This window comes from Flavobacterium sp. MDT1-60 (genome assembly GCF_014844035.1).
Lineage (GTDB): Bacteria > Bacteroidota > Bacteroidia > Flavobacteriales > Flavobacteriaceae > Flavobacterium.
This window is the reverse complement of the sequence record NZ_CP062159.1, coordinates 939,746-966,059: the sequence shown is the minus strand read 5'-3', so window position 1 is coordinate 966,059 and position 26,314 is coordinate 939,746. Positions and strand designations below refer to the sequence as shown.

The window sequence follows — 26,314 nt, the reverse complement described above, 5'->3', positions numbered from 1 at the left end:
TCTTTTATAAATAAAAAATGCCTCCGATTTATCTTTCGACAAATGAAGGCACTTTAGAACTAAAACAACTCTTATACTACACCTTGCGCAAGCATAGCATCGGCAACTTTAACAAATCCGGCAATGTTCGCTCCTTTTACGTAGTTTACATAGCCATCTTCGCCAACACCGTATTTTTTACATTGGTTGTGAATTCCAACCATAATATCTTTTAATCTCAAATCAACTTCTTCACTTGTCCAGTTTAGACGAATTGAATTTTGTGTCATTTCTAATCCAGATGCAGCAACACCGCCAGCATTAGCCGCTTTTCCCGGAGCAAATAATACTTTATTGTCTAAAAATAATTTAATTGCATCTAATGTCGAAGGCATGTTTGCAGCTTCAGTAACACATAAAACGCCATTATCAATTAGTTTTTGGGCATCTTCACCGTTTAATTCATTTTGAGTCGCACATGGAATTGCAATATCAACTTTTACTTCCCATGGACTTTTCCCTTTATGAAAAATAGCATTTGGATATTTCTTAAGATAAAGTTCTGCTCTGTTATCTCCGGTAGCTCTCATTTCAAGCATATGATCGATTTTCTCCCCAGAGATTCCGTCTTCATCATAAATATATCCATCAGGTCCGGAAATAGTCAATACTTTTCCGCCTAATTCATTTATTTTCAAAGCAACTCCCCAAGCCACATTTCCGAATCCTGAAATCGCTACTTTTTTACCTTTAATGTCATGCCCAATAGTTTTAAGCATTTGATCTGTAAAATAAACAACTCCGTATCCTGTAGCTTCAGGTCTGATTAATGACCCTCCGTAAGCAATTCCTTTACCGGTTAAAACACCTGTAAATTCATTTCTAATTCTCTTATACTGACCAAATAAATATCCAATTTCTCTTGCTCCAACACCAATATCTCCTGCAGGTACATCTAAATCAGGACCAATATGACGACATAATTCCGTCATGAAAGATTGACAAAAACGCATTACCTCAGCATCAGATTTTCCTTCCGGATCAAAATCAGATCCTCCTTTTCCACCACCCATTGGCAGTGTAGTCAGACTATTTTTAAATACTTGTTCAAAAGCAAGGAATTTTAAAACTGATAGGTTAACAGAGTGGTGAAATCTAATTCCTCCTTTATAAGGTCCGATTGCTGAATTCATTTGAATTCTAAAACCTCTGTTTACAATAATTTCTCCTTTATCATCAACCCACGGAACTCTAAATATTATAGAACGTTCTGGTTCTGCAATTCTAAGAAGTAAGTTTTTTCCATCATATTTTTTACGCTCTGCAATAAATGGAATTACCGTTTCTGCAAATTCTCTAACAGCTTGAAGAAACTCTGGCTCGTTGGGATTTTTAGACTCTACAAGAGCCATAAATTCATTTATTTTTTGTTCCATTTTTAAATAAATTATTCAGGTAAATTATTTTAATTTTGCTCAGTTAAACAAGAAAACACGTTTAAGAAAACGTTTTCGTTTCAACGTACAAAGATATAACAAAATATGGATGTAATGTGATTTTTTTCACTTTAGGGAAGTGAATTGTATATTTTTCAAACTTTACTAAAAATAGCATTTTACACTACTTATTTTACATCGAAACAACCAACTTAAAGTTAACAAATTAAGTATTTTGTTACTTATTTTTTAATAGACGAATATATTATTTTGAATCGTACTTGTTTTTATATATTTGCCATTATTTGAAAGCCCAAAAAATATGCTTAAACCTATAATACTCACTTTATTCGCCTTCATCGGAATTACAACAGTATCGAAAGCACAAGGTATTGCACAAGAAGTAGGAATAATATTCGGCCCAGTATCTTTTCAGTCAGATTATGGAGAACGTAATGACATGGACACGAACGTTGGAAACACAGGTTTTGGCGTGGGGATCGTTCATTTCATCAATTTTTCTGCCAACAATAACAGAGAAAGTTTTTTTTCAGAACATTTCAAAGTGAGATCTGAACTATCATTCAATCAGACCAATCTTGAACATTTTGGTAAATGGGTGGAATCAGAAAAAAGAAAAGGACTCGTTCGCCACCTTAGAGCAATGAGCGGAAAATCAACTTTAGTAAATCTTGGATCTCAATTAGAATTCTCTCCAATAAAAATTCACGATTTCGAAAATTCAGTAGGTAGCTTTAGTCCATATGTAAGTTTAGGTTTTCAGGTGAGCTATTATACAACAAGTGTGACTTCACAATTAGGACCTTTAGGACTTCCGGCAACAACTTTCGCAAAATACCTAATACCTTCAGACGGTCGTCAGTATGGTTTTTCAAATGAAAATGGAGTTGTATTATCAGTAACTGCAGGTGTTGGGGTTCATTACAAATTAACCGAAATGAGCGATTTAATGTTTGATATTCGTTATCAAGGCTTTAGTTCTGACTGGGTTGATGGTTTAAATCCTAACAAAGATCTTTTTAAGGAAAACAAGAGAAATGATTCTCAAGTTTGGTTTAACGCAGGATATATTTATTACTTAGAATTCTAAAGAAACGACAATATAAACAAAACCCCCAATTCTCACGAGTTGGGGGTTTTTCTTTTTTATGCCAATGCTTGTTCTAAATCGGTGATTAAATCTTCTGCGTCTTCGATACCGACACTCAATCGAACCAAATCATCAGTAATACCAACTTCAGCTCTTTTATCGGCCGGAATAGAGGCGTGTGTCATCAAAGCAGGATGATTCGCTAATGATTCCACTCCACCTAATGATTCTGCCAAAGTGAATACTTTTAATTTTTCTAAAAACGAAATTGAATCTTCTTTTTTACCAGAAACAAAAGTAAACGAAACCATTCCTCCAAAAGCTTTCATTTGTTTTTTTGCAATTTCATGAAAAGGATGGCTTGGTAGTCCCGGATAATAAACCGTTTTTATTTTTGGGTGTTTAGTTAAGTATTCCACTACTTTTTCTCCGTTTTCACAATGTCTTTGCACTCTCAATGAAAGTGTTTTAATTCCTCTTAAAACCAGGAAACTGTCCATTGGCCCTAATGTTGCTCCTGTGGCAAATTGCTGAAAATGCAATTGATCTCCTAAAGCTTCATCTTTTACGATTAAGGCTCCGGCAATAACATCAGAATGTCCACCTAAATATTTGGTAGCAGAATGCATTACAATATCTGCACCTAAATCAAGTGGTTTTTGCAAATAGGGAGTTGCAAAAGTATTATCGACCGCAAATAAAATTTTATGCTCTTTGGTAATTTTAGCAACTTCTTCAATATCTGCCAATTTCATTAACGGATTTGTTGGTGTTTCAACCCAAATCAGTTTTGTGTTTTCATTGATTAATGATTTCAATTTTGTGATATCAGTCATATCAACAAAGTGAAATTTAATTCCTGAATCTTTATAAATTCTGGAGAACATTCTGTAGGTACCGCCATACAAGTCATCCATAGCAATCACTTCATCTCCTGCTTTAAGTCCTCTCAAAATACAATCAGTCGCCGCTAATCCCGATGAAAATGCCAATCCACGTGTACCATTTTCGATACTTGCCAAAGCATTTTCTAATGCTGTACGAGTTGGGTTTGAAGCTCTGCTGTATTCATAATCGCCTAAAGGTTGTCCCGGGCTTGTCTGAATATAAGTTGAAGTTTGATATACCGGAGGCATTACTGCACCTGTACTCGGGTCATGATGTTGACCACCATGAATTACTTTAGTATTGAATTTCATATAGTTATGTTTTTAAAACGTAATTTTAGACTACAAATTTACCGTTTAATTTATTTTAATCCTGACACAACTTCTTACCTTTGTATATAATTAACACTTTGAGATATGAAATCGCCAATAATCAGAGCTTTGCGAAAGTGAAAACATATAAATAAATGCGATACCATATATGACCAATAACAAATAACTTTTACATATATGAAACAGTATACTTTTCTAGTCTTTTTGTTTTTATTAGTTACTAGTTGCAACAAAGAGCTTTCATTTGAAAATGAAACGTTTGAAAAAAAATCTACCATTCCCTGCAAAACAGATTGCCCAATAATAACTATTGAAATTCCGATTGCAAAAAATATTCCTATAGTTGCAGACAGCATCAATAAAAAAGTCTTTTTGGTTATAAAAGAAATTGTCTATTTTGGAGAAAAACAAATAAAACTAAATGACTACAATGTATTAACTTCTTCTTTTATTGGCTCTTATGAAGAAATGCATAAAAAATTTCCAAACGAAACCTTCGGCTGGCAAGGAAAAATCAAAGGAAATCTTGAATTTGAATCAAGTCAAATTATCAATATAAAAATTGATCATTACACTTTTACCGGAGGTGCACATGGATATCAGGGATATCGATCCTTATTATTTAATCCGAAAACAGGAAAAACCATTTTTTCTGATCAGCTTTTTAAAAACGAAAAAGAATTTAAGGCTTTCGCCGAAAAGGCATTCCGTGAGAAATACAAAATTCCAGCAAAAGCAAACATTAACGCAACAGGTTTAATGTTCGAAAATGACAAATTTCAATTGCCACAGAATATTTTTTATACAGAAGAAGGCTTACTGTTATATTACAATTCCTATGAAGCCGCATCGTATGCTGATGGTCCAAAAGAGCTTTTATTTCCTTATGATGAAGTTAATAAGTATTTATTATATCAATAATTTTCTTCAGGAAATAATTCGGACAAAGCCAAAAAAAAATCTTAGAGCCCTAGAATCTTAGCAACTTAGAACCTTTATTTAGCCCCTTCCTGAAAATCATATTTCATTTTCCGCAGAATCCTCAAAGCTTCTTTAAAAGACAAATACACCTGTGAAAAAGGCTTCAAAAGCAGTTTTGAATCAATTAGTTTTTGCTTGGCTTCATCAAAACCATTCAAATAACAAATCATAAAAGTGGAAGGAAGATTTTCCAGATCAACCATTTCACGTTGTGACAATGTAAATCCTTTTTGTAGTTTTTGAAGTAATGCCATATTCGAATTGTAAATATGATACAGCATTTTTCGATTGAATTCCGGTGGCTGAAAAAGCATTTTTCGATCGATTTTGTAATAACCATTATCAAAAAACCGAATGGTCTGTTCCTCTAAGGGATAATAACTAGTTTTATCATTTAAGCCTAACGGAACATATTCAGTAATCGTAAAACTATCATCATCAAAAACAATTGTCACAACATCCTGAGCCGAGTAAAAAAGTTTGATTTGTTCGTTGATCAATTCAATATCAACTCGGGAAAGAAAGGTTTTATCCCTCGATTTTTTAGGAACTCCTGCCCAGCAAATCACAAATAGCTCTTTAAAAACATTATATTTTGGCGACATATCTTTATGCCTGAAATTCATAAAATCGATTACGCCGTCGAGTGTATATTGAATGCTATTCCGGGAATTGTTTTCTATTCCGATAACAGTTTCTGTATTCTGATAATTTTTTTCCACTTCTCCTTCAATGGGAACCGAATTACTCCCGCGCCTAATAAAAACGCTATTCGCCAAAATCGTGTGAATTCCTTTTTTGAAATAAGATATTTTGTTTTTGGGCTTAATAGTAACCAATCCGATTACTTTGTCTTTTGGAAGATTCGGAAAAGGAACATTTTCATATTGAATTTTAGGTGGATTTTCTAAAAAAGCATTGACGAGATTCTGAATTCTGCTGTCATCAAAAAAATCATCACCGACAATTTCATTGTCCTGATCTTCAACACCAACCACGATATAGGAATTATTAGTTGGATTTGAATTCGATAACGCGCAAATATGTTTCAGGAACTTTCCCTTTCCTTCTCGGGTATGCAAATTCAACTGCCTTTTTTTGTCATAAAAACTGCTTTCATCATTATGAGCGAGCAGGTTTTTTATTAAAAGGCGTTTGTTGATCATTCTTTAAGTTTTTTTTTGCCACAAATTACACAAATTCCCACTAATTAAAAAGACGCACAACTGTGCGTCTCTACATTATAAATTCTTTTTTACGATCGTTGCCGAGGCTTGCGCCGTTGGGTACACAATTAAATCCGCAATATTTACATGATATTTTCTCGACACTACAAAATGAATAATATCGGCAATATCTTCAGCTTGTAATGCCTCTAAACCTTTGTACACATTTGACGCTCTATCGGCATCGCCTTTAAAACGAACTTCACTGAATTCCGTATCTACCATTCCCGGATGAATTGCTCCTACTCTAATTCCGTACGGATTCAAATCCATTCGCATTCCGTTGTTAATGGCATCAACCGCGTGTTTTGATGCGCAATATACATTCCCATTTGGGTATACTTCTTTACCGGCAATGGATCCAATATTGATAATATGCCCTGACTTTCTTTCAATCATCTGTGGAATAATCGCTTTTGAAACGTATAAAAGTCCTTTTACATTAATATCAATCATAGCATCCCAATCGTCAATATTTCCATTTTGGATCGGATCTAAACCGTGTGCGTTTCCGGCATTATTAATTAAAACGTCAATTTGGGAAAATTCTGTTGGTAATGAATTGATAGTTGAAAAAACGGCGTCTTTATCACGAACATCAAATGAGAGGGAATGTACTTCTGTAAAAGCCGAAAGTTCTTTTTCAAGTTCAGCTAAACGTTCTTTACGTCTTCCGCAAAGGATAACTTTATAATCATTTTTCGCCATTATTTGTGCGGTGGCTTTTCCAATTCCGCTTGTGGCACCAGTAATTAAAACCGTTTTTTTCATTCTATATTTTTTATTTTTTTTGCCACAGATTAAAGGATTAAATTGATTTCTCAATCTGAGAATCCTGTAATCTGTGGTAAACATTTTTTAGTTTTTTTTTAAATCTTTATTTTTTCCAATCCTCTAAATTCAACACCATATTTAACGCTGTCCATGTTTCGCCATCAACTTCTCTTAACAGTTTTTTATCTGAATTAATTGTGAAGCCAACTTTTTCATAACACTTAATAGCACCAATATTAAAATCGAAAACATTCAATTCAATATTTCGTTCTTTTCTGTTTTCAAGAATATATTGCAGTAATAAAATCACCATTTGCTCACCAACTCCTTTTCCTCTTTGATTTTTATCGATAATCAGGATTCGGCCTAATTTTGCAGAATCATCTTTAAAATAAATTTCACAATGTCCGATAGTAGTTCCATCAGAAATATTGGCAACTCTAAAAGCAATTCTGTTTTTATCAGAAAGCGTTTTATCTATTTGCCTTTCCGTTAGGGGAAAAGTAAATTCCGGCCCGCCAAACTGCATTAAATCTTTTGCGTTTTTAATGGAGTCAATCAATTCAGAATAAAATTTTTTATCAAATTTTTCTAAGCGTATCATTTTACAGGATTCATCATTTAAGGCACATCATCTCCCATGCTTTCTGTCCAGATCGCAAACCAATCTTCTTTGTCCATTTCTAATTCTACTGCTTTCATTAACGATTGAATTCTGGCAATATTTACTGTTCCTGCGATCGGAATAACACCTGCAGGATGTTTTAAAATCCACGCCAATAAAAGTGTATCTGAACCGAAACTGTATTTTTGAACCAATTCTGAAAGTAATTTTTTCAAACGGCGTGTTTTTTTAGTATCTTCTCTAAAAACAGTTCCGAGTGGGTTCCATGACAACGGACGAATTCCATGTGTTTGCATATAATCTAAACTTCCATCAATCATTGCTTCATAATGTGTCGCTGAAAATTGTACCTGATTAAAACTTACTTCTGTTTTAGAACGAATTAATTCCGTCTGAGAACTGGTAAAATTCGAAAGTCCAAAATCGATAATTTTTCCTTCCGATTTTAATTTTTCTACTGCTTCAGCAATTTCGTCAGCTTGCATTAGCGGACTTGGTCTGTGCAATAAAAAAACATCAATAAAATCTGTTTTTAATTTTTTAAGAGATTCTTCAACAGACCAGATAATATATTCTTTCGAATATTCATAATGTTTGATTTTGTTTTCCGGACGTTTTTCAGCAATCATCTGAATTCCGCATTTGGTAATTAATTGTAATTTTTCTCTTGAAATTTTACTTGCCTGGAAAGCTTTTCCAAAATCAGCTTCTGTAGTATAGGATCCGTAAATATCGGCGTGATCAAAAGTGGTAATTTTGTTTTCGATACAGATCTGTATCATATTTTCCATTTCTTTAGTTGTAAGGTTTTTATCCCAAACTCCCCAATTCATAGTGCCCGAAATTATAGGCGATAACGTTGTTTTGCTCATGGTTTTATTGCGTTATTTTTGGTAATAAATATGCTTTTGTAAAGCATAATCATCAAAGTTCTTAAAAATATAAAAATAGATTCACAATTCGTCCTTAAAATTAGTGCATTGGTCGAAGTTTTAACCATTCTTTAACATCTTACTTCTCAAAAAATATTCAATTTGCACTCTCAAAAACAAGGCGTAAAAATCAAAGGTTTAAAAAGGCTTTTTAAAAATATTTATATGGAAGAAAATACAACGACTTTAGACATTAGAGCGATAAATGAAAAAATTGAAAGAGAAAGTGCTTTTATAGACCTTCTTACAATGGAAATGAACAAAGTTATTGTGGGCCAGAAACATATGGTCGAGCGTTTATTAATCGGGCTTTTAGGACAAGGGCATATTTTATTGGAAGGTGTTCCTGGATTAGCCAAAACTTTAGCGATAAATACGTTGTCGCAAGCGGTTCAGGGTTCTTTCAGCCGTATCCAGTTTACTCCGGATTTATTACCTGCCGATGTTGTCGGAACGATGATTTACAACATCAAAGCAAACGAATTCTCTATTAAAAAAGGGCCAATTTTCGCCAATTTCGTACTTGCCGATGAGATTAACCGTGCTCCTGCCAAAGTACAATCAGCACTTTTAGAGGCGATGCAGGAAAAACAAGTTACTATTGGCGACACGACTTTCAAACTAGATCGTCCGTTTTTAGTACTGGCAACTCAAAATCCGGTTGAGCAAGAAGGAACATACCAACTTCCGGAAGCGCAAGTCGATCGTTTTATGCTAAAAACCGTAATTGATTATCCTAAAATGGATGAAGAGCGTTTAGTAATTCGTCAAAATTTAAAAGGAAGTTACGAAAAAGTAAATCCAGTTGTTTCTGTAGAACAAATTTTGCGTGCGCAAGAAGCTGTTCGTGAAGTTTACATGGATGAAAAAATTGAAAAATATATTTTAGATATTGTTTTTGCTACTCGTTATCCAGAGAAGTACAAACTTGCAGACTTAAAACCTCTTATAAGTTTTGGAGCATCGCCACGTGGAAGTATCAATTTAGCCAATGCGGCAAAATGTTACGCTTTTATCAAACGTCGTGGTTATGTAATTCCAGAAGACGTTCGTGCAGTTGTACATGATGTTTTACGTCACAGAGTTGGAATAACGTATGAGGCTGAAGCCGAAAATATTACTTCTGTAGACATTATCAACAAAATCGTAAACGAGATTGAAGTACCTTAAAAATAGTTTTCAGTTTTCAGTCACAGTAGACACTTTACAATTAACTGCGACTGAAAACTGCGACTGAAAACTAAAGAAATGGATACAAAAGAGCTTTTAAAAAAAGTACGGAAAATAGAAATCAAAACCAAAAGACTGAGCAATCATATCTTTTCGGGAGAGTACCATTCTTCATTTAAAGGGCGCGGGATGACTTTTAGCGAAGTACGTCAATACCAATATGGCGATGACATTCGTAACATCGATTGGAATGTAACCGCCCGCTATAACGAAGCCCACGTAAAAGTTTTTGAAGAAGAACGCGAATTAACCATGATGTTAATGGTTGATATTTCGGGCTCTGAAGGTTTTGGTTCAAAAAGTCAATTCAAAAAAGACATCGTAACCGAAATTGCGGCAACGATGGCTTTTTCGGCTACACAAAACAATGACAAAATCGGATTAATATTATTTTCTGATAATGTCGAATTGTATATTCCACCAAAAAAAGGCCGTTCACATGTTTTGAGAATCATTCGTGAATTAATCGAATTCGAACCAAAAAGCCATAAAACGGATATTTCACAAGCTTTGAAATTTTTATCAGGAACACAAAAAAAGAAAGCTATCGTTTTTGTGATTTCTGATTTCATGTCTGAAAATTACGAACAAACCTTGAAAATTGCTTCTAAAAAACATGACATTACAGGTGTACGTGTATATGATATCCGCGAGGAAAAAATCCCGAATTTAGGAATGGTAAGTATGCTTGACGCTGAAACCGGCAAAATTCAATTGGTCGATACAGGCTCAAAATCTGTGAGAATGAACTACGAAAAACATTATCAGGAAAGAGTCAATTATTTCAAAGATATTTTTAGTAAATCAGGAGCTGGTGTTGTAAACACAAGAGTTGACGAAAATTACGTAACTAAATTACTCGGATATTTTAAGTCTCGTTAATTTAAGATCTCGTAGATTATTAGATTTTCAAAAAATAAATTTTCAAAATAAGCATTCGTTTTAGACTAAAATCTGAATCAAAAATCAAATGAAATTAAAATTTTACATATTTCTATTTTTGCTTACTTCAACTGTTTTTGCCCAACAAAAACAAGTTGAAACGAGTATTGATACTACAAAAAATAAAATTGGAGCCGAATTTAAGTTAACACTTAAAACGGTTGTAAGCTCAAAATCGAAAGTTGTTTTTCCTAAACTAAAAACCATTGGTCCTTTAGAAGTAATTCAATCGTACCCAATTGATACGGTTAAGAAAAATGACACTTATGAATTGATTAAAAAATACGGTTTAACCCAATTCGATTCAGGAAAATATACCATTCCGGGTATCAAAATTTTAATTGATAAAAAACCTTATTTATCAGATTCTATACGTGTTGAAGTTGCTAATGTAAAAGTCGATACTTTACAACAGAAAATGTATGACATCAAAGATATCTCAAGCACCGACAGCAATAACGATTGGTGGATTTATGTTTTGATTTTAATAGTAATTGGTGCTTTTGGTGCTTTTGTATATTGGTACGTAAAAAAACATCAGAAGAAAAAAATCGAAGAAGAAGTTTATAAAACTCCGATTGAAAAAGCGACAAGTTTATTGAATAACCTCGAGCAAAAAGAATTGGTTCAAAAAGGTGAAATCAAAGAATATTATAGTGAACTGACCGATATTGCACGTAATTATATTGAAGAAGCAATTCATATTCCGGCAATGGAAAGTACCACTTCTGAATTGATTCAGGCAATACGATTGGCTTCAACGAAAAAGAAAATGACTCTGACTCCTGAAACCGTTGAGAATTTGGAACGCGTTTTACGTCAGGCGGATTTAGTAAAATTCGCAAAATCTAAACCACTTGATTTTGAAATTACTGATGATAGAAATAAAATCCAGAAAGTAATTTTAACGCTTGATAATGCAATTCCGACTGAAGTTCCAGCGGAGGAAGAAGATCAATTACTGAATGAAGCTCAAAAACAAAAGCAAATCAAAATTCAATTAAGAAAAAAACGCAACAAACGTATTGCAATCACAGTTGGAACCGTTTTACTTTTATTGTTTGCAACAACAACATTTTTCGTTGTAACTAAAGGCTTCACCTATGTAAAAGATAATGTTATTGGCCATCCTTCAAAAGAATTATTAGAAGGAGAATGGGTAAAAAGTGAATACGGAAATCCTGGCGTTTTAATCGAAACTCCAAAAGTTTTGAAACGTATGGATACTCAAAAAGTACTTCCCAAAGAAACCATGGCTTTAATTAAAGAAATGCAGCTTTTCGCGTACGGAAGTATGATTGACAATTTCTTTATTACAGTTTCAACGGCTAAATTTAAAAATCCAACCGATATTGATTTAGCAAAAGCTTTAGAGGGTTCCTTGAAAGTAATCGAAGCTCAGGGCGGTCAAAATATAATTGTGAAACAAGAAGATTTCCAGACTAATGCAGGGATTCAGGGACTTAAAGGATACGGAACAATGACAGTCTTAAACCCTGTTAACAAAACCAGCACAAAAGCCTATTATGAAATTCTGCTTTTCAAGCAAGATCAGGGATTACAGCAAATCATGATTTTACATGAAGAAGGTGATACGTATGCAAATGACATTACAACCCGAATTTTAAATTCTGTTGAACTTAGAAAAGCCAGTAACTAATGGAAAAAATAACTTTTTTAAATCCGGAATTTTTTTGGTTGTTTCTTTTAATTCCAATTGCTATCGCCTGGTTTTTCTGGAAACGCAATCAGCAATCGCCTACTTTAAAAATGAGTTCAACTCAGGGTTTTAAAAACAGCGAATCATTATTAACTAAATTAAAACCTTCTTTATACATATTCAGGATTATTGCCCTAAGTTCTTTGATTATTGCATTGGCAAGGCCAAGAACGGTAGATATTAGCAATCAGACTAAGACGACTAAAGGAATTGATATTGTTATGGCAATTGACGTTTCAGGAAGTATGCTGGCAAAAGATTTAAAGCCAAACCGTATGGAAGCTTTAAAAAGAGTTGCCGGTGAATTTGTTGAAGAAAGACCAAATGACAGAATTGGATTGGTTTTATATGCATCTGAAGCTTATACCAAAACTCCTGTTACAAGCGATAAAGCTATTATTTTAGAGGCTATAAAAGACATTAAATATGATACCGCTTTACAAGACGGAACCGGAATTGGAATGGGATTGGCAACAGCTGTAAACCGTCTAAAAGACAGTAAAGCAAAAAGCAGGGTGATTATTTTAATGACAGACGGTGTAAATAATGCCGGATTTATTGAACCTGAAACGGCTGCTGATATTGCAAAACAATACGGTATAAAAGTATATACAATTGGCGTTGGAACCAACGGAATGGCACCATCTCCTTATGCATATGCTCCAAACGGAGGTTTTTTGTTCAAAATGCAAAAGGTTGAAATTGACGAACAATTAATGAAAAGTATCGCACGCAAAACCGAAGGAACCTATTTTAGAGCAACAAGCAACGACAGATTAGCTCAAATTTATAGTGCGATCAATAAATTAGAAACAACAGAAATTCAGGAATTAAAATTCTATGATTACGACGAAAAATACAGAGGATTTGTTTTACTGGCAGCCTTTTTATTATTGTTGGAAGTTGGCTTAAGAAATACAGTTTACAGAAGCTTTATTTAATTTTTTCAAAATTAAAAAATTCCAAATATTGAAATTCCAAATAACAAATTGGAATTTGGAATTTGAAAAGTTTTAAATAAAAAGAAGAATTGGAATTTGGAATTTGTTCCGATAGCTATCGGAATTGGAATTTAAAAATTATATGGAATTAGACGAAAAAAAATATTTATACCTTTTATTCTTACTGCCAATTGTGGTGTGTATTTTCCTTTTCAATATGTATTGGAAAAGAAAGAAACAACGCGAATTTGGTGATTTGGAAATGGTCAAAAGACTGAGCCCGGAACGTTCTGTTTTTAAACCTGTTTTAAAATTATCTATACTTCTTTTAGCGCTTGCGTGTTTGATCATCGGATTAGTAAATCCGAAGATTGGAACTAAAATGGAAACCGTAAAACGTGAAGGTATTGATATTGTTTTTGCCGTTGACGTTTCAAAAAGTATGCTTGCTGAAGATGTGGCACCAAATCGTTTAGAGAAAAGTAAACAATTGGTTTCGCAGATTATCAATAATTTAGGAAGTGACCGAATTGGAATTGTAGCCTACGCCGGAAGTGCTTTCCCGGTTTTACCAATTACAACAGATTATAGCGTAGCCAAAATGTTTCTTCAAAGCATGAGTCCGGATATGGTTTCCTCTCAGGGAACTTCGCTGGACGAGGCAATCCGATTATCATCGACTTATTTTGATGAAAAAAGCAAAACAAGTAAGTTGTTGATTTTGATTTCTGATGGAGAAGACCATTCTGAAGGTGCTCCTGCAGCAGCGGAAGAAGCCAACAAATTAGGAATGAAAATCATTACAATTGGCATCGGAACAGAGAAAGGCGGAACTATTCCGTTAAAAGAAAATGGCGTTGTAAAAAGCTTCCAAAGAGATCAAAACGGAGAAGTTGTTATTACAAAACTAAATCAGGACGGACTTAAAGCAATCGCAAAAGCGACTAAAGGTGGTTATGTGTATGGCGGAAGTACCAAAGAGGTTTTAGATTACGTAAAAAATGCATTAAATAACATTCAGAAAACAGAATTCGAAGCAACACAAATGGCCGATTTTCAATCGCAATTTCAGTGGTTTCTTGGTTTTGCATTCTTGTTGTTGTTTGTAGATATTTTCCTTTTGGAAAGAAAAACAAACTGGATAAAAGAATTGAATTTATTTAACGAAAAGAAATAATTGTTTTGGAATTTATTTCGGAACAAAAAAATAAAAAAATTAGAATGAAAAATTTACTTCTTTATATTTTACTAACGTTTTCCCTAGCTGTTTCAGCTCAGGAAAAAGACAAGACATTGCCTGATGCCAATGAAGAATATAAGCAGAATAAATTTGTTGATGCTGAGGCAAATTATAGAATTTCGCAGTCAAAATTCCCAAAGAAAGCAACCGCTTCTTATAATTTAGGAAATACTATTTACAAACAAAATCAGGCTTCTGAAGCAAAATTCGCTTATGGAAGAGCGATTAAAAACGCAAAAACAAGACCTGAAAAACATAAAGCATTTCATAATTTAGGAAATGTCCTGATGAAGGAGAAAGATTACACGCAAGCTGTTGAAGCTTATAAAGAAGCTTTGCGAAATGACCCAACGGATGATGAAACGCGTTATAATTATGCTTTGGCCAAACAAAAGTTAAAAGAAAATCCTCCGAAAAACGATAAAAACAAGGACAAGAATAAAGATAAAGACAAGGATAAAAACAAAGATAAGGACAAGGACAAAGACAAAAATAAAGATCAGAACAAGGATAAAGACAAAAAAGACGACAAAGGAGACAAAGACAAGGATAAAAAAGATGGTAAAAATGATCCGAAGAAAGATGATAAATCAGACAATAAAGGAGAACCAAAACCACAGCCTGGCGGAATTTCAAAAGAACGTGTTCAGAATTTATTAGATGCCGTTAACAACGAAGAAAAGAAAATTCAGGACAAAGTAAATGCTCAAAAAGTAAAAGGAAGTCCTAAGAAAACAGAAAAAGACTGGTAGATTTTTTGGGTTAATCGTTTATTCGTTTAACTGTTTATTCGAATAAACAATAAAACTTAAAAAAAACCGATTAAACAAATAACAATTAAACAGTTAAACAAAAACTGAAACAATTTAATGAAAAGATATTTAATTCTATTACTATTCACTTTTCAAGGGCTTATGGCTCAAGTTCAATTTGAAGCCAGAGTAAGCAAGAACTCGCTTGGGATAAACGAGAGACTTCGTATTGACTTCATCATGAATGTAGACGGAGACAACTTCGAACAGCCTTCATTTGACGGATTTAGAATTGTAGCAGGACCAAGTCAGCAAATAAGTCAATCCTGGGTTAATGGACGAAGCTCTTTTCAAAAAATATATTCTTATATATTGCAACCAGCGCAAAAAGGAAATTTAACGATTAAACAGGCTGCAATCGAGTTTAATGGGCAGAAATACAAAACAACGCCTATAAAAGTCGCTGTAACAAATGCTGTTGCCGAGGAAAGAGATCCAAATGACCCTAGACAGCAAGGTGGTGCAGGAAGCGAAACGCTGAATTTGGTTGCTGAAATTTCAAAAACCAATCCGTATCTGAATGAACCAATCACTGTGGTATATAAATTATACTTCAACAACATTAATGTAACCGGTTTTAAAGAACTTGGAAAACCAAAATACAATGATTTCTGGAATCAAAATATAGAAATTAAGCAGTTAGCTATTGAAGAAGGAAGTTACAGAGGACAAAGATGTTATTTTGTGGTATTGAAAAAGACTATCTTATATCCACAAAAATCAGGAAAACTCACAATTGAACCTCTTTCACTCGATATTGGGGTGCAATTACCCACAAATCGTCGTGACATGTTTGGTCAAATGATTCTGTCTGAGGACAATAAAGTTGTTTCGGCAGGGGCTAAAACCATTAATGTTAGACCACTTCCGGAAGGTAGTAAACCAGAAGATTTCACAGGCGCTGTTGGTAAATTCAATTTTACAGTTACACCTTCAAAAACTACTTTAAAAAATGGCGAAAGTCTTGATTTGGTTGTTAGTGCGGCAGGGAGCGGAAACATGAAATTGTTTACTTTACCAAAACCGGTTGTACCGAATGCATTAGAAATGTACGATCCGGTTCATGATGAAAAAGTGACCACTTCATTGTCTGGAATGTCTGGTAAAATTTCAGATAAGTATACTATAATTCCACAATACAAAGGAAAGTACACTATAAAACCGATGCAGTTTTCTTATTTTGATTTGAATTCCGGTTCATATAAAACGATAACTTCTCAGGAAATTACGGTTGATGTTCTAGACGGACCAATGCAGGCAGAATCAAACGCAACTGCAAATGCAGCAAAAAATGTTATTACGAAAACAGAACAATTCAAATATATCAAACCAAAAACTACTTTAGTCTCAATGGCTAAAAACGATTTTTATGGTTCGAATTTATACTACGGATTGTTATTAGCACCTTTCTTAATTTTACCAATTATTGTTTTGGTTAAAAAGAAAAAAGAAGCGATTGACAGCGATGTAACCGGAAACCGAATTAAAATGAACAATAAGCTGGCGAAGAAATATCTCTCTGAAGCCAAAAAACATCTTAATAACAAAGAGCCATTTTATATTGCTTTGGAGAAAGCGATGCATAATTTCCTGAAAGCGAAATTACATATTGAGACTTCAGAAATGAGCAAAGACAATATTCGTGAATTGTTATTGTCAAGGAATACAAATCCGGAATCGGTTCAAAATTTCATTAATTTGACAGAAAACTGTGAGTTTGCTCGTTATGCTCCGGCTTCAAGTGCATCTATTCAGCAGGATTATGATAAGGCTGTTTTAATTATTTCAGAATTAGAAAAACAGATTGTCTAACCGCAAAGGCTATTTTACCGCAAAGTGCGCTAAGAAAAGTGATTTGGATTGTGTTGATTTAAGTTCACAAAGTTTGAAAGTTCTATAAAAAACTTTCCTTTAAATAAAGTAAGAATGAAAAATATAGTATATCTCTTTTTATTAATCTCTCAGGTTTTCTTTGCTCAAAGCAGCTTTGAAAAAGGGAATCTTCTGTATCAGGATAACAAGTTTGAACAGGCCGCGCAGGAGTACGAAAATGTTCTTAAAGAAAACAAACAACATTCGGCTGAATTGTATTTTAATTTGGCTAATTGTTATTACAAACTCAATAAAGTGGCACCTTCGATTTATAATTATGAAAAGGCTTTGGTATTAAAACCACACGATGAACAGACTTTAAATAACTTAAAATTTGCCAAAAAACTAACTATTGATGAAATTAAAGAAGTTCCGAAAGTAGGTTTTGCAAAATTGATTCAGAGCTTTACAGGAATTTTCGATTATAATACCTGGGCTAAAATTGCTGTCGGGATTGCTTTTCTTTTCTTATTGAGTTTTATTGGATATTATTTTTCACAGCTAACACTTTCAAAAAGATTATATTTCATTGGAATGTTTGTATTGCTGGTCGGTGTACTCCTAAGTGTTGCAGCGGCAATGTCAGAGAAAGACCATTATGACAACGATCGCCCGGCAATTGTTTTTTCAGAAGTGAGTGAAGTTAGAAGCGAACCTCAAAAAGCAGGATCAGCTATTTTCTTATTGCATGAAGGCGCCAAAGTTTACGTTACTGAAACACTTCAAAACTGGAAAAAAATAGAATTAACAGACGGAACAGAAGGTTGGATTGATGCTTCAACTATCAAAGAAGTGAAATAAAATTTCTTCAAATTACAATATAAAAATCCCAAATTCCAACTTGAAAATTGGCATTTGGGATTTTTTTATTTCCATTGATGATATAAATTAATTTTTAACTAAAATAGCATTACGATTAAGTTTACTTATATCATTTATGTGGTTTAAATTTTAAAATTTATGCGTAATCCTAGGCGTCACACAGTAATCCAACTTTACATCAGATTCAAAAACATCATCAATTCTGTTTACGGCTTCAAAAAACGAAAGTCCAATTTTGATGGTTTCGGGTTTACATTCCACTAAAAATTTATCATAGAAACCTTTTCCGTATCCAATACGATTTCCGAAAACATCAAATGCCAAAAGCGGTACAAAAACCACTTCAATAGTTTCTGATGGAACTGGCAAACCATTTATAGGTTCCGGAATATTATATTCGTTTTTCTTGATTTTGGTATTATCGGTCAATAAAAAGTGAGACATTTTTCGCGTTTCAAAATCACTTTTCGAAATCACAATTTCTTTATCTTTTCCGGAAAGTAAATGCAAAATATATTCAGTGTTCACTTCTTTTTGTTCTTCAATCGGAAGAAAAACATGATAATAGGTTTTATCCCAAATTGGCAATTGCAATACTTGATTGGCTATAGCGAGACTCTTTTCTTCGATTTCATCAGTCGAAAGTACTGCGCGAAGATTTTTATACTGTAACCGTAATTCTTTTTTATTCGTCGCCATCAGGAAGGGTTTTAGAAATATGGTAAATCGCATCGCCCTCATAAACAATTGGAGAATGATTGGCGTTGATGATGTATCCATCATGCGGCGCTTTTACTTTTTGCTCGAATTTACCAAAAGGATCTGTTATAATCGCTAAAATTGTTCCTTTGGTTACAAACTTTCCAATTAAATTATAATCGTGTAATAATCCAGAACATTTCGCTCGCAGCCAAACTGAATATTTGATATAAATGGAAGGATGGACTGCATCTTCAACAATTTGTTTTGGATCGAGCATATTCAGGTAATTTAACAAACGCTTCACTCCCATTACTCCTTCATTTGCAATTACATTATTAATATCTAATGATTTTCCTCCTTCAAAAAGCAACATTTTTACATTAGCCTTTTCAGATGTATTTCTAAACGAGCCAGCAATATTCTTCGAATACAATGTAAAAGGAGCATTAAACACATCTGCCAAAAGTCTTAATTCCGGATTATTTTCGGTTATCCTAATTTGAGGAGCATTAAACCTGCTCGCACCTCCGGCATGAAAATCAACTGCATAATCGATAACCGGCAAAATCTCGGCCACAATATGAAATGCAAAACGACTCGCCAGAGAACCTTTTTTGCTTCCCGGAAAAACACGATTTAAGTCGCGGCCATCAGGAAATTCTCTTGATTTATTTACAAAACCATACATATTGATAATAGGAATACAAATAATCGTTCCGCGAGTTGGCCGATTTATCTTTTTGCTGATAATCTGGCGTACGACTTCTACCCCGTTTATTTCGTCACCGTGAATTCCGGCCGAGAATAAAACTACCGGACCATCTATTTTAGAACGACGCACAATTACCGGAATATTAAGTTTTGTAGTCGTGTGCAATCGGGCGATTTCAACATTTATTGTTCTATTTTCTCCTGGCAAAACCGGTTCGCCAAAAATAATCATGGGTTTGTTATTTTTCATATAGAATTATAAAATCTAAATATAGAAATTATTCTTTTGATTTCGTAAATTTGACTCTAAATCCATGTTAAGCTTCCCGAAAAAAACAGAATGGTTTTTCAGATAGCTTTTCGACCATCTTCAGAAACAAAAACAGAATGCAAAAACCGTCTTTAGAACTTCAAATACAAACCTTGCCGGACAATCCCGGTGTGTATCAATATTATGATAAAGACGAAAAAATATTGTACGTAGGAAAAGCCAAAAATCTAAAAAAAAGAGTTTCCTCCTACTTCAATAAAATTCACGATACAGCAAAAACAAATGTCTTGGTTCGAAAAATCGTAACCATAAAACACATCGTTGTTCCTACTGAAACGGATGCTCTTTTATTAGAAAACAACTTAATAAAAACTTTGCAGCCTCGCTACAATGTGTTGCTTCGAGATGATAAAAGTTACCCTTGGATCTGCATCAAAAAAGAACCTTTTTCGAGAATATTTTTGACCCGAAGAATGGTAAAGGATGGTTCTGAATATTTTGGTCCGTATACTAATTTCAAAATGGTTTACACGATTTTAGATTTAATCAAAGAATTATATCCTTTGAGAACCTGTAATTATGATTTGAGTGAATCGAATATTAAATCAGGTAAATTTAAAGTTTGTCTCGAATATCATATCGGCAATTGCAAAGGACCTTGTGAAGGAATAGAATCGTTAGAAGATTATCAGCGACAAGTTGATGCTATTCGCGAAATTTTAAAAGGAAATTTCAAAGAAAGCATGAAAGACTTCAAACGTTTAATGAATCAATATGCGCAGGATTTACGTTTTGAAGAGGCCCAAAAAATCAAAGAAAAAATAGAAATTCTCGAAAATTATCAATCAAGATCAACGATTGTAAATCCGAAAATTACGAATATTGATGTTTTCTCGATCGTGTCTGATGAAAGTGCGGCTTATGTCAATTTTCTGCAAATTTCCCACGGATCAATTATCCGTTCGCACACTTTAGAAATTAAGAAAAAACTAGATGAAAGCGACGAAGAATTATTAGAATTAGCCATAATCGAACTTCGTGAACGCTTTAATTTATTATCAAAGGAAGTTATTGTTCCCTTTGAAGTTGATTTAGGAGAAAAAATCAAAACAACAGTTCCGCAACTTGGCGATAAAAAACAGATTTTAGATTTATCCATCAGAAATGCTAAGTTTTACAGAATCGAACAATTAAAACAATTACAAATTGTAGATCCGGATCGACATGTCAATCGTATCATGGCGCAAATGCAAAAAGATTTACGCTTACCTGTTGAGCCGCGTCATATCGAATGTTTTGATAACTCCAACATTCAGGGAACAAATCCAGTTGCCGCTTGTGTTGTTTTTAAAGATGGAAAAGCGAGTAAAAAAGATTACCGCCACTTTAATGTAAAAACCGTTGAAGGCCCGGACGATTTTGCTTCGATGACCGAAATTGTGTATCGCCGCTATAAAAGATTACTCGATGAAAATGAGCCTTTACCACAATTAATTATTATTGACGGTGGAAAAGGACAATTATCAGCAGCCTTAAAAAGTATTGATGATTTAGGATTGCGCGGAAAGATTGCAATTATCGGAATAGCAAAACGCCTTGAAGAATTATTTTATCCCGGAGATTCTATTCCACTATACCTTGATAAAAAATCGGAAACATTAAAAGTGATTCAGCAATTACGTAACGAAGCGCACCGTTTCGGAATCACATTTCATCGTGATAAACGTAGCAAAGCAGCACTTAATTCGTCTGTAGAAAGTATTCCTGGCATTGGCGAAAAAACCATGCTGACTTTAATACAACATTTCAAAAGCGTTAAAAGATTAAAGTTAGCTTCAGAAAAAGAAATATCTGACGTTATAGGAGTATCAAAAGCAAAAAAAATTGTCGAATTCTATCATCCTAAAGAAAATTGATTCATTTTGAAAAAGCATATTTTATCTATTTTTCTGCTGTATATTTTTAACGTTTCGTATAGTCAAAACGACATTTCATTTTTGCAAAAAGACAAAAATAAAATCAATGTACGCTACACCAATAATTTTGAAAATTTAGAAGTAAAAAATTCCAAAACCGGAAAAACTCAAATAGTAAAAAATATTGAAGCTTCGATAACCGGAAAAGATTCCCACTTAGAAACCAACGATTATAATTTTGATGGTTTCACCGATTTTGCTTCTTTTCATACAGACGACGGAATGGGCGTTTATTCCATATATCAGATTTTTATTTTCAATACAAAAACGCAACAATTTGGCCTCTTAGAGTTTCCAACCAATTTCAAGTCAAAATGTGATATGTTTTGCGATGTAAAAGTAGACAAAACTAAAAAAACACTTACCTCAAGTTGCAGGGGTGGCGCAAGAACACATAATGACATCTGGAAATATGATCGTAATAAAAAATTAATACTTTCAAAAACAGAATCATATTAAAATAATCGATAAAAAGCAAAAAAAATTGCCGACTTTTACAAAACCAACTAGTTGTTTTTTATGTGTCCAAACCAACTTTCCATTTCCAATACCCAGGCCCGGTCAAAAGGATTTTTTTTCGCCCCGATAACGATCGGCACTTTCTGGAGCATAATCATGTTTCTTACCTTATTACTACTTATTCCTGAAAAATCTTTTTCGCAGGAACAAAAACAAGACAGTGTAAAACGCCCTAAAATTGGTCTGGTTTTAAGTGGTGGTGGTGCTAAAGGCTTTGCACATATTGGTGTTTTAAAAGTTTTGGAAGAAGCTGGAATAAAAATCGATTATATTGGCGGAACCAGTATGGGAGCTGTAATTGGCGGACTTTACGCTTCTGGTTACAATGCATCTCAAATTGACTCTATTTTCAAACAAACCAATTTTGATGAATTAATTAACGACTATATTCCGCGATCCTCTAAAAACTTTTATGGTAAAAAAAATGACGAATTATACGCGATAGTTTTACCGTTTAGCAATTTTCGGGTTGGTATTCCAGAGGCTCTTTCAAAAGGAATGTACAATTACAATTTACTAAGCAGTCTGACCAGAAATGTGCGTCATATCCGTGATTTCAATAAATTGCCAACCCCGTTTTTATGTATTGGAACCAATATCGAAACTGGCGAAGAGGTTTTGTTAAACAAAGGAAATCTGGTTCAGGCTATGATGGCGAGTTCGGCGTTTCCTTCCTTATTTACTCCAGTCGAAATTGATGGAAATTTACTGGTAGATGGCGGTGTAGTAAATAACTACCCCATTAAAGAAGTCCGAAATCTTGGCGCTGACATTATAATTGGTGTTGACGTTCAGGACGATTTATTGAAAAGAAAAAGTCTTAAAAATGCAACCCGTATTTTAGTTCAGATTACCAATCTTCAGTCGATTGATAAAATGAAAAGCAAAATAAAAGATACTGATGTTTATGTAAAACCGGACATCCGTGATTTTGGTGTAATTTCATTTGATAAAGGTGAAGAAATTATCAGAAAAGGAGAAGAAGCTACATTTGCCGTTTATGAAAAAATTAAATCGTTGGTTAACGAAGATAATTTTTATAAAAAACCCAAATTAAAAGTAAGTTCAGATACTATTCAGATCAAAAAAATAAACAGCGAAAAATTAGATAATTATACCAAAGAATACATCAATGGTAAACTTCGTTTTAAACCAGGAAGCACTATAACTTATAATGATCTGAAAACTGGAATCAACAATTTAAATGCGACTCAAAACTTTAGCACCATATCCTATTGTTTGCAACCTGATGGTAAACAAGATGATTTGGATCTTGTATTGAAAGAAAATCCAACTCAAACTTATTTAAAACTGGGTTTGCATTATGACGGACTTTATAAAAGTGCGATTCTATTAAATCTTACACACAAAAAAACTTTTCTAAAAAATGATATTACTTCGTTAGATATTATTTTAGGGGATAATTTCAGATATGATTTAAATTATTATGTCGAAAATGGTTTTAATATCAGTTTTGGATTCCGTTCAAGATTAAATCAATTTAACCGAAATGTAACCAGCAGTCTTGGGAATTTAACTACTCCAAATCCTGGTGTCAATTTAATTAATGTTGATTTCCTGGATCTTAGTAATCAGGCCTATTTTCAGACCATTTTTGTACAAAAATTTTTAATGGGCGGTGGTTTAGAATACAAATATTTAAAAATCAATTCACCAACTTTATCTAATACAGATAATGTAATAGATAAAAGCAGTTATTTTAGTGCATTTGGCTATTTAAAATATGACTCATTCGATAATAAAAGCTTTCCACATTCGGGATTGTTTTTTTCTACGGATGTACAAACATATCTTGGATCTTCTGATTACACCAATACTTTCAAGCCTTATTCTATGGCAAAGGCCGAAATCGCAGTAGCCAATACTTTATTTAGAAAGGCAACTTTCAAATTTGAAGCAGATGCGGGGCTGACTTTTGGAAATGACAGCGTTCCTTTTTTCGATTATATCTTAGGAGGTTACGGTTATAACAAAATAAATAACTTCAATTATTTCTACGGATATGATTTTTTAAGTATTTCTGGAAATAGTTTTATAAAAGCGGGAATTACTTTAGATTATGAAGTTTTCAAAAAGAATCATGTCAATTTTTCTGCGAATTTTGCCAACTTAGGTGATGACATTTTCTCTACTGTTGATTGGGTATCAATGCCCAAATATTCAGGTTATGCGGTGGGTTATGGACTGGAAACTATTATTGGCCCAATCGAAATTAAACAATCCTGGTCACCAGAAATGTCAAAAAGTTTTACCTGGTTTAGTATTGGTTTTATGTTTTAATGTTCTCTTATATAATAGTTCAAAAAAATCGTACTATTTTTTTGTTATATAAAATTTATTTCAAAAAAAATAAAGAATTAATGTTTATAACTGATATAATTTATAATTTTACTCAATAAAAATTACGACATTTGTTATAATGAAAACAAAATGGACAGGTTTATTAGAGTATCTTCAATTCCTTATCAAGAGAAATCCTGAATAAAACTACCGAATTGAGATGATTGGTCGACACAAAAGTTGAGCTGATTATCTGTTCACACAATTCAAATTTTTCGAATTATCTAATTTACAAATTATCTAATTGAAAAGCCATGCCATTATATCATAAACTTGGAGATTTCCCTCAAAAAAGACACACTCAATTCGAAAAACCAAATGGAGGTTTTTACTACGAACAATTGTTTGGTACCGAAGGTTTTCATGGACATTCGTCATTGTCTTATCATGTTCACAGACCAACACAGGTTAAAGAAATTTTAAATTCTTATTCGGTTGAACCAAAAATTGCAATAGGAAAAAACATAAAATCATTACTTTTTAAAGGTTTTGAATTAAAACCGGAAAATGACTTTTTAGACAGCCGAAAAGCCACGTTAGTCAATAAAGACTGTATTATTGGACTTGCCGCTCCAAAAGAATCGCTTCGAAATTATTTCTACAAAAATGCCGACGCCGATGAAATGCTTTTCATCCATAAAGGAAAAGGAAAATTAAGAACCATGTTAGGAAATATTCCTTTTGAATATGGTGATTATCTAATTATTCCGAGAGGCATTATTTATCAAATAGAATTTGACACCGAAGAAAACCGACTTTTTTATGTCGAATCTTATTCTCCTTTTTATACTCCAAAACGTTATAAAAACCAGTCTGGACAACATTTAGAGCATTCGCCATTTTGCGAGCGTGATTTTATCTTGCCAAACGAATTGGAAACACATGACGAAAAAGGCGATTTTTTAATTAAAATCAAAAAAGAAGGAATGATTCACGAAGTGGTTTACGCCACTCATCCTTTTGACGTTGTGGGCTGGGACGGTTACAATTTCCCATACGGATTCTCAATTCACAATTTCGAACCTATAACGGGGCGTGTTCACCAACCGCCTCCGGTGCACCAAACTTTCGAAACGGCCACTTTTGTCGTTTGTTCTTTCTGCCCGAGACTTTACGATTATCACCCGAAGGCAATTCCGGCACCGTACAATCACAGTAATATAGATTCAGACGAAGTACTTTATTATGTTGATGGCGATTTTATGAGCCGTAATAATATCGAGCAGGGTCATATTACTTTACATCCAAAAGGAATTCCGCATGGTCCTGCACCAGGCGCAATGGAACGCAGTATTGGTCATAAAGAAACCCAGGAATTAGCCGTTATGGTTGATACTTTCAGACCGTTAATGGTTACGGAAGAAGCTATGGGATTGGATGATGGACAGTATTATAAATCCTGGTGTGAATAATTAGTCAATGTGCCAATTTGATAATTAGATAATTTCTTTAATTAGAAAATGCGTCAATTTGGAAATTAGACAATTAAATATTGTAATTTTAAACTTACAAAATAAATTATCTAATTATCAAATTAAAAAAAATGACTTTCAACGAGAAATATAAAGACAACGCTCTTTTAATAAAAACTTTCAATTTTGCCTTAAACATAATCGACTATACCAGCGATTTACAGGAACAAAAGAAATTTGTAATTGCTAATCAATTATTAAAAAGCGGAACGTCTATTGGAGCTAATTCAAAAGAATCACAAAATGCAGAAAGTAAGGCAGATTTTATTCATAAATTAAAAATTGCAATCAAAGAAGCGGACGAAACGGAGTATTGGTTATTTCTATGTGACGCACATAAAGCTTATCCAGATTGTAAAGATTTATTAAATGAACTGTCAGAAATTTTAAAAATTTTAAATAAAATAATATCAACATCTAAAAGGAATTAGAAAATTTG

The 26,314-nt window shown here is 33.4% G+C and carries 23 protein-coding genes; 15 read left to right on the top strand and 8 right to left on the bottom strand.

Annotated elements, in window-relative coordinates:
- Positions 1-71 precede the first annotated feature (71 nt).
- Positions 72-1,415, bottom strand: coding sequence for an NADP-specific glutamate dehydrogenase (gdhA, locus tag IHE43_RS03965; protein ID WP_192186783.1), 1,344 nt, complete (start codon positions 1,413-1,415; stop codon positions 72-74).
- Positions 1,416-1,737: 322 nt separating this feature from the next.
- On the opposite strand from gdhA, the gene IHE43_RS03960 reads away from it, so the two are divergent.
- Positions 1,738-2,526 carry a glutamate dehydrogenase gene (locus IHE43_RS03960; RefSeq protein ID WP_192186782.1) on the top strand — a complete coding sequence of 263 codons (789 nt, stop codon included), beginning with the start codon at positions 1,738-1,740 and terminating at the stop codon, positions 2,524-2,526.
- Between the two features lie 56 nt (positions 2,527-2,582).
- Here IHE43_RS03960 and IHE43_RS03955 read toward each other — a convergent pair whose 3' ends face one another.
- Positions 2,583-3,725: a cystathionine gamma-synthase gene (locus IHE43_RS03955; RefSeq protein WP_192186781.1), complete on the bottom strand. Its 1,143-nt coding sequence runs from the start codon at positions 3,723-3,725 to the stop codon at positions 2,583-2,585.
- Between the two features lie 198 nt (positions 3,726-3,923).
- Here IHE43_RS03955 and IHE43_RS03950 point away from each other — a divergent pair, with 198 nt between their 5' ends.
- Positions 3,924-4,667: a DUF3298 and DUF4163 domain-containing protein gene (locus IHE43_RS03950; RefSeq protein ID WP_192186780.1), complete on the top strand. Its 744-nt coding sequence runs from the start codon at positions 3,924-3,926 to the stop codon at positions 4,665-4,667.
- Between the two features lie 74 nt (positions 4,668-4,741).
- Here IHE43_RS03950 and IHE43_RS03945 read toward each other — a convergent pair whose 3' ends face one another.
- The 4 genes from IHE43_RS03945 to IHE43_RS03930 form a co-directional block, all read right to left on the bottom strand.
- Positions 4,742-5,893, bottom strand: coding sequence for an ATP-binding protein (locus tag IHE43_RS03945; RefSeq protein ID WP_192186779.1), 1,152 nt, complete (start codon positions 5,891-5,893; stop codon positions 4,742-4,744).
- A 75-nt stretch (positions 5,894-5,968) separates the two neighbouring features.
- Entirely contained in the window at positions 5,969-6,724 is a 756-nt protein-coding gene (locus tag IHE43_RS03940; protein WP_192186778.1) for an SDR family NAD(P)-dependent oxidoreductase, read from the bottom strand.
- 106 nt (positions 6,725-6,830) lie between these two features.
- Positions 6,831-7,331, bottom strand: coding sequence for a GNAT family N-acetyltransferase (locus tag IHE43_RS03935; RefSeq protein ID WP_192186777.1), 501 nt, complete (start codon positions 7,329-7,331; stop codon positions 6,831-6,833).
- A 17-nt stretch (positions 7,332-7,348) separates the two neighbouring features.
- Entirely contained in the window at positions 7,349-8,224 is an 876-nt protein-coding gene (locus tag IHE43_RS03930; RefSeq protein WP_192186776.1) for an aldo/keto reductase family oxidoreductase, read from the bottom strand.
- A 225-nt stretch (positions 8,225-8,449) separates the two neighbouring features.
- Here IHE43_RS03930 and IHE43_RS03925 point away from each other — a divergent pair, with 225 nt between their 5' ends.
- The 8 genes from IHE43_RS03925 to IHE43_RS03890 all read left to right on the top strand — a co-directional run bounded on the left by IHE43_RS03925 (position 8,450) and on the right by IHE43_RS03890 (position 17,842).
- Positions 8,450-9,454, top strand: a complete 1,005-nt coding sequence (locus IHE43_RS03925; protein ID WP_039113153.1) for a MoxR family ATPase — start codon at positions 8,450-8,452, stop codon at positions 9,452-9,454.
- Between the two features lie 78 nt (positions 9,455-9,532).
- A complete protein-coding gene (locus IHE43_RS03920) occupies positions 9,533-10,396 on the top strand; it encodes a DUF58 domain-containing protein (RefSeq protein ID WP_192186775.1) in 864 nt (287 codons plus the stop codon).
- A gap of 88 nt (positions 10,397-10,484) precedes the next feature.
- Positions 10,485-12,116: a hypothetical protein gene (locus IHE43_RS03915; RefSeq protein ID WP_192186774.1), complete on the top strand. Its 1,632-nt coding sequence runs from the start codon at positions 10,485-10,487 to the stop codon at positions 12,114-12,116.
- A complete protein-coding gene (locus tag IHE43_RS03910) occupies positions 12,116-13,117 on the top strand; it encodes a VWA domain-containing protein (RefSeq protein WP_192186773.1) in 1,002 nt (333 codons plus the stop codon). The genes IHE43_RS03915 and IHE43_RS03910 overlap by 1 nt, the downstream gene beginning before the upstream one ends.
- 142 nt (positions 13,118-13,259) lie before the next feature.
- Positions 13,260-14,294, top strand: coding sequence for a VWA domain-containing protein (locus IHE43_RS03905; RefSeq protein WP_192186772.1), 1,035 nt, complete (start codon positions 13,260-13,262; stop codon positions 14,292-14,294).
- Positions 14,295-14,338: 44 nt separating this feature from the next.
- Complete coding sequence (locus IHE43_RS03900) at positions 14,339-15,109, top strand: tetratricopeptide repeat protein (protein WP_192186771.1); 771 nt, start codon at positions 14,339-14,341, stop codon at positions 15,107-15,109.
- 117 nt (positions 15,110-15,226) lie between these two features.
- Positions 15,227-16,981 carry a BatD family protein gene (locus IHE43_RS03895; protein ID WP_192186770.1) on the top strand — a complete coding sequence of 585 codons (1,755 nt, stop codon included), beginning with the start codon at positions 15,227-15,229 and terminating at the stop codon, positions 16,979-16,981.
- A 114-nt stretch (positions 16,982-17,095) separates the two neighbouring features.
- Positions 17,096-17,842, top strand: coding sequence for a tetratricopeptide repeat protein (locus tag IHE43_RS03890; protein WP_192186769.1), 747 nt, complete (start codon positions 17,096-17,098; stop codon positions 17,840-17,842).
- Positions 17,843-17,992: 150 nt separating this feature from the next.
- Here IHE43_RS03890 and IHE43_RS03885 read toward each other — a convergent pair whose 3' ends face one another.
- Together IHE43_RS03885 and IHE43_RS03880 are read right to left on the bottom strand one after the other, a co-directional pair.
- Complete coding sequence (locus IHE43_RS03885; RefSeq protein WP_192186768.1) at positions 17,993-18,562, bottom strand: 5-formyltetrahydrofolate cyclo-ligase; 570 nt, start codon at positions 18,560-18,562, stop codon at positions 17,993-17,995.
- Entirely contained in the window at positions 18,549-19,526 is a 978-nt protein-coding gene (locus IHE43_RS03880) for a succinylglutamate desuccinylase/aspartoacylase family protein (protein ID WP_192186767.1), read from the bottom strand. The genes IHE43_RS03885 and IHE43_RS03880 overlap by 14 nt, the downstream gene beginning before the upstream one ends.
- A gap of 137 nt (positions 19,527-19,663) precedes the next feature.
- Between IHE43_RS03880 and uvrC the strand changes: the two genes are divergently transcribed.
- The 5 genes from uvrC to IHE43_RS03855 all read left to right on the top strand — a co-directional run bounded on the left by uvrC (position 19,664) and on the right by IHE43_RS03855 (position 26,306).
- Entirely contained in the window at positions 19,664-21,463 is a 1,800-nt protein-coding gene (uvrC, locus tag IHE43_RS03875; RefSeq protein WP_192186766.1) for an excinuclease ABC subunit UvrC, read from the top strand.
- A gap of 6 nt (positions 21,464-21,469) precedes the next feature.
- Positions 21,470-21,982 carry a hypothetical protein gene (locus IHE43_RS03870; protein ID WP_192186765.1) on the top strand — a complete coding sequence of 171 codons (513 nt, stop codon included), beginning with the start codon at positions 21,470-21,472 and terminating at the stop codon, positions 21,980-21,982.
- A gap of 156 nt (positions 21,983-22,138) precedes the next feature.
- Positions 22,139-24,343 carry a patatin-like phospholipase family protein gene (locus IHE43_RS03865; protein ID WP_225585369.1) on the top strand — a complete coding sequence of 735 codons (2,205 nt, stop codon included), beginning with the start codon at positions 22,139-22,141 and terminating at the stop codon, positions 24,341-24,343.
- Between the two features lie 314 nt (positions 24,344-24,657).
- Positions 24,658-25,815, top strand: coding sequence for a homogentisate 1,2-dioxygenase (locus IHE43_RS03860; RefSeq protein WP_192186763.1), 1,158 nt, complete (start codon positions 24,658-24,660; stop codon positions 25,813-25,815).
- Positions 25,816-25,946: 131 nt separating this feature from the next.
- Positions 25,947-26,306: a four helix bundle protein gene (locus IHE43_RS03855; protein ID WP_192186762.1), complete on the top strand. Its 360-nt coding sequence runs from the start codon at positions 25,947-25,949 to the stop codon at positions 26,304-26,306.
- Positions 26,307-26,314: the final 8 nt, after the last annotated feature.

Excerpts from the sequence above, each read along its gene's own strand:
- IHE43_RS03890 (WP_192186769.1), top strand. The coding sequence starts at position 17,096 with ATGAAAAATATAGTATATCTCTTTTTATTAATCTCTCAGGTTTTCTTT.
- IHE43_RS03960 (WP_192186782.1), top strand. The coding sequence starts at position 1,738 with ATGCTTAAACCTATAATACTCACTTTATTCGCCTTCATCGGAATTACA.
- IHE43_RS03910 (WP_192186773.1), top strand. The coding sequence starts at position 12,116 with ATGGAAAAAATAACTTTTTTAAATCCGGAATTTTTTTGGTTGTTTCTT.
- IHE43_RS03860 (WP_192186763.1), top strand. The coding sequence starts at position 24,658 with ATGCCATTATATCATAAACTTGGAGATTTCCCTCAAAAAAGACACACT.
- IHE43_RS03900 (WP_192186771.1), top strand. The coding sequence starts at position 14,339 with ATGAAAAATTTACTTCTTTATATTTTACTAACGTTTTCCCTAGCTGTT.
- IHE43_RS03935 (WP_192186777.1), bottom strand. The coding sequence starts at position 7,331 with ATGATACGCTTAGAAAAATTTGATAAAAAATTTTATTCTGAATTGATT.
- IHE43_RS03955 (WP_192186781.1), bottom strand. The coding sequence starts at position 3,725 with ATGAAATTCAATACTAAAGTAATTCATGGTGGTCAACATCATGACCCG.
- IHE43_RS03940 (WP_192186778.1), bottom strand. The coding sequence starts at position 6,724 with ATGAAAAAAACGGTTTTAATTACTGGTGCCACAAGCGGAATTGGAAAA.
- IHE43_RS03895 (WP_192186770.1), top strand. The coding sequence starts at position 15,227 with ATGAAAAGATATTTAATTCTATTACTATTCACTTTTCAAGGGCTTATG.
- uvrC (WP_192186766.1), top strand. The coding sequence starts at position 19,664 with ATGCAAAAACCGTCTTTAGAACTTCAAATACAAACCTTGCCGGACAAT.
- IHE43_RS03885 (WP_192186768.1), bottom strand. The coding sequence starts at position 18,562 with ATGGCGACGAATAAAAAAGAATTACGGTTACAGTATAAAAATCTTCGC.
- IHE43_RS03915 (WP_192186774.1), top strand. The coding sequence starts at position 10,485 with ATGAAATTAAAATTTTACATATTTCTATTTTTGCTTACTTCAACTGTT.
- IHE43_RS03905 (WP_192186772.1), top strand. The coding sequence starts at position 13,260 with ATGGAATTAGACGAAAAAAAATATTTATACCTTTTATTCTTACTGCCA.
- gdhA (WP_192186783.1), bottom strand. The coding sequence starts at position 1,415 with ATGGAACAAAAAATAAATGAATTTATGGCTCTTGTAGAGTCTAAAAAT.
- IHE43_RS03920 (WP_192186775.1), top strand. The coding sequence starts at position 9,533 with ATGGATACAAAAGAGCTTTTAAAAAAAGTACGGAAAATAGAAATCAAA.
- IHE43_RS03950 (WP_192186780.1), top strand. The coding sequence starts at position 3,924 with ATGAAACAGTATACTTTTCTAGTCTTTTTGTTTTTATTAGTTACTAGT.
- IHE43_RS03930 (WP_192186776.1), bottom strand. The coding sequence starts at position 8,224 with ATGAGCAAAACAACGTTATCGCCTATAATTTCGGGCACTATGAATTGG.
- IHE43_RS03855 (WP_192186762.1), top strand. The coding sequence starts at position 25,947 with ATGACTTTCAACGAGAAATATAAAGACAACGCTCTTTTAATAAAAACT.
- IHE43_RS03865 (WP_225585369.1), top strand. The coding sequence starts at position 22,139 with ATGTTTCTTACCTTATTACTACTTATTCCTGAAAAATCTTTTTCGCAG.
- IHE43_RS03945 (WP_192186779.1), bottom strand. The coding sequence starts at position 5,893 with ATGATCAACAAACGCCTTTTAATAAAAAACCTGCTCGCTCATAATGAT.
- IHE43_RS03880 (WP_192186767.1), bottom strand. The coding sequence starts at position 19,526 with ATGAAAAATAACAAACCCATGATTATTTTTGGCGAACCGGTTTTGCCA.
- IHE43_RS03925 (WP_039113153.1), top strand. The coding sequence starts at position 8,450 with ATGGAAGAAAATACAACGACTTTAGACATTAGAGCGATAAATGAAAAA.